The sequence below is a fragment of the Paenisporosarcina sp. P4_E4_2 genome (assembly GCF_056401595.1).
Map to the genome: position 1 here is coordinate 1 of NZ_JBFUJC010000209.1, position 5,493 is coordinate 5,493.

General features: G+C 40.5%; 7 protein-coding genes. 6 read left to right on the forward strand and 1 reads right to left on the reverse strand.

Features of this window, described 5'->3' with window-relative positions; translation table 11 throughout:
* The 6 genes from AC1DSB_RS13540 to arsC form a co-directional block, all read left to right on the forward strand.
* On the forward strand, positions 1-455 hold a 455-nt coding region (locus AC1DSB_RS13540; RefSeq protein ID WP_477586892.1), incomplete at its 5' end, for a DNA-3-methyladenine glycosylase.
* Positions 456-519: 64 nt separating this feature from the next.
* The gene (locus AC1DSB_RS13545) at positions 520-1,038 is read left to right on the forward strand and encodes a type 1 glutamine amidotransferase domain-containing protein (RefSeq protein WP_477530933.1); all 519 of its coding nucleotides are present in this window, start codon (positions 520-522) and stop codon (positions 1,036-1,038) included.
* A 178-nt stretch (positions 1,039-1,216) separates the two neighbouring features.
* The gene (locus AC1DSB_RS13550) at positions 1,217-2,350 is read left to right on the forward strand and encodes a M20 peptidase aminoacylase family protein (RefSeq protein WP_477530934.1); all 1,134 of its coding nucleotides are present in this window, start codon (positions 1,217-1,219) and stop codon (positions 2,348-2,350) included.
* Between the two features lie 124 nt (positions 2,351-2,474).
* Positions 2,475-2,807, forward strand: coding sequence for an ArsR/SmtB family transcription factor (locus AC1DSB_RS13555; RefSeq protein WP_477530935.1), 333 nt, complete (start codon positions 2,475-2,477; stop codon positions 2,805-2,807).
* Between the two features lie 14 nt (positions 2,808-2,821).
* Positions 2,822-4,117 (forward strand): arsenic transporter, encoded by a 1,296-nt coding sequence (locus AC1DSB_RS13560; protein WP_477530936.1) that lies wholly within the window; start codon positions 2,822-2,824, stop codon positions 4,115-4,117.
* Between the two features lie 14 nt (positions 4,118-4,131).
* Positions 4,132-4,551 (forward strand): arsenate reductase (thioredoxin), encoded by a 420-nt coding sequence (gene arsC, locus AC1DSB_RS13565; protein WP_477586893.1) that lies wholly within the window; start codon positions 4,132-4,134, stop codon positions 4,549-4,551.
* 39 nt (positions 4,552-4,590) lie between these two features.
* On the opposite strand, the gene AC1DSB_RS13570 is transcribed toward arsC, so the two are convergent.
* Positions 4,591-5,391 (reverse strand): N-acetyltransferase family protein, encoded by an 801-nt coding sequence (locus AC1DSB_RS13570; RefSeq protein WP_477530938.1) that lies wholly within the window; start codon positions 5,389-5,391, stop codon positions 4,591-4,593.
* Between the last annotated feature and the right edge of the window lie 102 nt (positions 5,392-5,493).

Here is a 5,493-nt window from a genome sequence, read left to right on the forward strand (position 1 = left end):
ATATGGGACCTGAAGATCGTGCGGCTCATAGCTTCGGAAATCGTAGAACGAAAAGAACGGAAGTTATGTTTGGTGAAGCTGGCCTTGTTTATACCTATCAAATGCACACACATACATTGATGAATATCGTGAGCGGACCTGTCGGTAAACCCCAGGCTGTGCTATTACGCGCCGGTGAACCTATTGAAGGTCTCGACTTAATGCAACAATTTAGGGGGACAACCCCGATGAAAAATTGGACAAACGGGCCAGGTAAGCTTGCAAAAGCACTGGGAGTGGGCATGGGTTACTATGGCCACCATTGGGCAGAAGAACCTCTATTCATTGCACCTGGGCCGGGTAGTGAAGAAGTGGAAGTGGGTCCGCGTGTTGGCATTCAGAATTCTGGTGAAGCAGTTCACTATCCATATCGTTTTTCAGAAAAAGGACATCCAATGGTTTCAAAATACCGATAAGATGTTTAACGGTATATTTCAGTGGAATAATTAGTATGAACAAACTTTAAGGAGTGAGTTGGAAATGGCGAAAATTGCAACTTTAATCACGAAAATGTTTGAAGACATTGAGTATATGGATCCCGCGAGAGCTTTTAACGAAGCAGGTCATGAGGTATTTACAATTGAAAAAAAAGCAGGGAAAGAAGTGAAAGGCAAACAAGGGGAAGCGATGGTGATGATCGATCACGGCATCGATGATGTTAAACCAGAAGACTTTGATGCACTCTTTATCCCGGGTGGATTTTCACCTGATCTATTACGGGAGGATGAACGGTTTGTAGTATTTTCAAAAGCGTTCATGGATGCAAAAAAACCAGTATTTGCAATCTGCCACGGACCACAGTTACTGATTACAGCAAAAACTTTGGAAGGTCGAGATGCCACGGGCTATAAATCGATTGCTCAAGATATGTTGTACGCGGGAGCAAAATATGTGGATAAAGAAGTTGTGGTTTGCCAAAATCAATTGGTCACAAGCCGACAACCAGATGATATTCCTGCCTTTAACCGAGAGTCCTTGAAATTACTAGAACAAATATAATCGGAAAATGTCTCGCATTAGCGAGCCATTTTTTTATATTATACTAGTAAGGAAGTAAATCTCTTGTTAAAAAGCTTAACATCTACTGGGGTGAACAGGTTTCATCTGAAAAAAAATTACTAGTTCATTCCAATTAGGATACGGTATTTAGAAACGACATGTTCATGAGGTGAAAGGTATGAAGGAAAGTAATGAGTCACACAGGGCAAGAATAAATGAAGTGTTTGACTATTTGCATGCACATCCTGAAGTAAGTTGGAAAGAAGTTGGAACAACTGCTTACTTGAAAAAATTAATTGAACAAGAAGGGTTTACAGTTCAAACATTCGATGAATGCACGGGTCTTGTCGTTGAAGTAGGAGAAGGGGAAACGTGTATAGGGATTCGAGCAGACATGGATGCCCTTTGGCAAGAAGTGAATAGCGTATTCAAAGCAAATCACTCATGCGGTCATGACGCACATATGACAATGGGTGTTGGAACCTTGCTTGCGATGAAAGAAATAGGATTTCCCGAAGGTATTCGTCTAAAGTGGATTTTTCAGCCGGCTGAGGAAAAAGGGCAAGGTGCATTGAAACTATTAAGTCTTGGCGTTTTGGATAATGTTGATTATTTATATGGAGTTCATCTTCGGCCCATTCAGGAAATACCGAACGGGACTGCATCAGCTGCCATCTGTCATGGTGCTGCAGGTCTAATAAGAGGCACTATTCAGGGGGAGGATGCCCATGCGGCAAGACCTCATCTTGGAAAAAATGCCATTGAAGTCGGTGCTGCTATTATTCAGGGCTTGCAAGCAATAAGAATGGATCCACTTATCCCATGTTCCGTAAAAATGACCAAACTACAAGCCGGAAGTGAGACAGGTAATATCATTCCGGGAAAAGCATCCTTCACACTTGATTTACGGGCTCAAACAAATGATGCCATGCGTACACTTCGAACAAAGGTCTGTGAAGTGATTCAAAGTGTGGAATCAATATATCATGTAAAAATCCAATATATTGTCCATGAAGGATTGGTAGCGGCAATCGTGAATGAAGACGCCTATCATTTGATGGCAGAGGCAATCAGCGAAGTAATCGGTGCCGATAATTTACAACCTCGAATTGAAACTCCTGGTGGTGAAGACTTTCATTTTTATTCCTTATATAAACCAAATATAAAAGCTACGATGTTAGGTCTCGGCTGTGATTTGTTCCCAGGACTCCATCACCCGAACATGACATTCAATCACAACTGCTTACATACCGGAATCGCAATACTCACCCAAACCATTTTGAATACAATTAAATCGATTTCTGCAAAATAAGATTGCCTTGGCAATCTTATTTTTTTGTATGGATCTAATCAACGTCGGTATTTATACTTCAGTGTTGTATACATAAGTGAATGCTTATATAATCGTATTATTATACATGGATGAGGAGATGCTTATGGACTATGTAGCACTAGAACAGTATTTAAAAGGCATTGGTGACCAAAATCGGTTAAGAATCTTAACGTATCTCATGCATGAGTCATTATGTATCTGTGAGTTAACGGAACTTCTTGAAATGACGCAACCGGCAATTAGTCAGCATATGCGAAAACTAAAGGCTGCAAGTATTGTGAGTGAAGAAAAGCGTGGTCGTTGGACAATTTGGTCCTTAAACGTTCGTCATCCACAATATCCGGTATTAATACATTTGCTCAGTTTACTACCTGCGCCTGCACGTACGGTAGAAGATTTAATTATAGAAGGCAAAAAAGTCATGTGTGAGGAATAAGTGGAGGAACTAAAATGGATTTATGGTTAGCAAGTATAGTTTTTATCGTGACATTAATTTTTGTCATCTGGCAACCGAAAGGGTTATCGATTGGTTGGTCGGCGATGGCTGGAGCGGCAATCGCACTTCTTGTAGGTGTAGTTAATTTTCAGGACGTCATTGATGTAACAGGATTCGTCTGGAATGCAACACTGACGTTTATAGCGTTGATTATCATTTCATTGATTTTGGATGAAATCGGTTTCTTCGAATGGTCGGCACTTCATATGGCCAGCTTTGCAAATGGAAGTGGCATTCGCATGTTTTTGCTCGTGACTCTACTTGGGGCTACAGTCTCCGCTTTATTTGCGAATGATGGTGCAGCTTTAATCTTGACGCCGATAGTGTTAGCAATGGTACGTGCTCTTGATTTCAAAGAGAAAATGATTTTACCATTCATCATGGCTTCTGGATTTATTGCGGATACCACATCCTTGCCATTTGTCATCAGTAACTTGGTGAACATCGTTTCAGCTGATTTCTTTGGCATTGGCTTTATCGAATATGCGTCACGGATGTTAGTACCAAACTTATTCAGTGTAGCGGCAAGCATGCTCGTCCTGTATTTGTTCTTTGGTAAATCAATTCCCAAACACTTTGACGAAAAAATGTTAAAAGAACCAAAGGAAGCATTGAAAGATATCCGGATGTTCCATATTTCGTGGTACGTACTGAGTGTATTACTAGTTGGATATTTCTTGAGTGAATCATTGAATATTCCCGTTTCCTTTATTGCCGCTGCAGTAGCATTGATTTTCTTATGCATTGCTCGCAAAAGCAAAGCCGTTCACACACGGAATGTCATCAAAGGGGCTCCGTGGGCTATCGTGTTCTTCTCGATTGGTATGTATGTTGTTGTATATGGTCTTCGCAATGTAGGCTTAACATCAGTGTTGACTGATTTAATCGAATGGACAACCAGTCATGGCCTATATACAGCAACGATTGGTATGGGCTTCATAGCGGCAATTCTATCAGCAATCATGAACAATATGCCGACGGTCATGATTGATGCAATTGCCATTGCCGATACGAATACATCCGGCGTGATGAGGGAAGCGCTGATGTATGCAAATGTCATCGGGTCTGATTTAGGGCCGAAAATGACGCCAATCGGTTCTCTCGCAACGTTATTATGGTTGCATGTCTTAAATCAAAAAGGTGTAAAAATCTCTTGGAGCTATTATTTTAAAGTAGGGGTATTATTAACCGTTCCTACACTATTCATTACTTTAACAGGACTGTATATATGGTTGACGATAATTCACTAAAAAGGATGAGACTGATGGAAAAGAAAATTTTTTACTTTTTATGTACAGGCAATTCATGTCGTTCACAGATGGCAGAAGCTTTTGGTCATATGTACTTAGGTGACAAGTTTGAAGTTTATTCTGCTGGCATCGAAGCTCACGGTCTTAATCCGAATGCGATTAAAGCAWTGGATGAAATCGGGATCGATATTCGCAACCAAACATCAGATGTTATCGACCCAAAACTTTTGAACAAAGCAGATTTCCTGGTTACTCTATGTGGTGACGCTAATGACAAATGTCCCGTGACTCCACCTCATGTGACTCGTTGGCACTGGGGCTTTGACGATCCTGCCCGAGCTAAAGGAACTGAAGATGAGAAATGGGTGGTATTCCAACTCGTGCGTGACGAAATTGGAGCACGTATCAAACAATTCTCTAACACAGGAAAATAAACCAAAAGAGACATCGTGGGATCCTCCACGATGTCTCTTTTAAAAATTTTTACCCATATAAAACTCGTTTACGTAACTTCCATCAATGAGTAATGAGTTAGGACGGTTGCCTTCAATGCTATAACCCATTTTTTTATATAGTCCCATGGCACGTTCGTTTTTCTCCACGACTGTCAGTTCCAAGCGGGTTATCCCAACTTCATGTGCCCAAGTCTCTGCTTTTTTCATTAATGATGTCCCCACATTTTGACCATAATACGCTTGTCGTACACCGATTACTAGCGAAGCGCGATGATGCGCCCGGGGTGCCGGACCAGCAATCAATGCAACGAAACCAGCGAATTCGCCATTTAGAATGCCAACAAACATCCCGGAGTTTGCGGATTTTTTCCACTCACCGATACGTTTGCGAATGGACTGGACGGTCATTTTCCGTTCATCTTTTCCAAATAACATAAAATTCGATTCTGCATCAATATCTTGATACAGACGAATGATTGCACGTGCATCGTCCAAGTCTACGGGACGTATAATCATAATATTTTCGGGTTTATTTGAAGAAGAAGGATCGTAATCGAATGCTTCGGTTACTTTAACAAAAGTTACGGCTCTACCTAAGTCAATGCGTTTTACTGTATAATCTGAGTCAATCCACGCCAAGAAATGAGATGCAGGAGGTTTCGTCTTTTTCCACCAGCTACTATTTAAATAAGCTGCGTTTGGCAATTGTTGACCGACAATATTTTCGATTGCTGTATATGTAAGGGTGACTTCATTTTGTTTAGCCTCTTCAAAAAAAGTTGCTAGTGGAATATACTTCTTCTCCAGTTTCTTTACCATTATTGACCTCTTTTCTGTATCAAAAGAAATGTGTTTAGATTAGTATAATAATATCATTTTCATCTAATGTAATCACTACTAAATTCATACTATATTCATACT

Bases quoted from the DNA above. Each gene is read 5' to 3' on its own strand.
- AC1DSB_RS13550 (WP_477530934.1), top strand. From the start codon at position 1,217: ATGAAGGAAAGTAATGAGTCACACAGGGCAAGAATAAATGAAGTGTTT.
- AC1DSB_RS13555 (WP_477530935.1), top strand. From the start codon at position 2,475: ATGGACTATGTAGCACTAGAACAGTATTTAAAAGGCATTGGTGACCAA.
- AC1DSB_RS13560 (WP_477530936.1), top strand. From the start codon at position 2,822: ATGGATTTATGGTTAGCAAGTATAGTTTTTATCGTGACATTAATTTTT.
- AC1DSB_RS13570 (WP_477530938.1), bottom strand. From the start codon at position 5,391: ATGGTAAAGAAACTGGAGAAGAAGTATATTCCACTAGCAACTTTTTTT.
- AC1DSB_RS13545 (WP_477530933.1), top strand. From the start codon at position 520: ATGGCGAAAATTGCAACTTTAATCACGAAAATGTTTGAAGACATTGAG.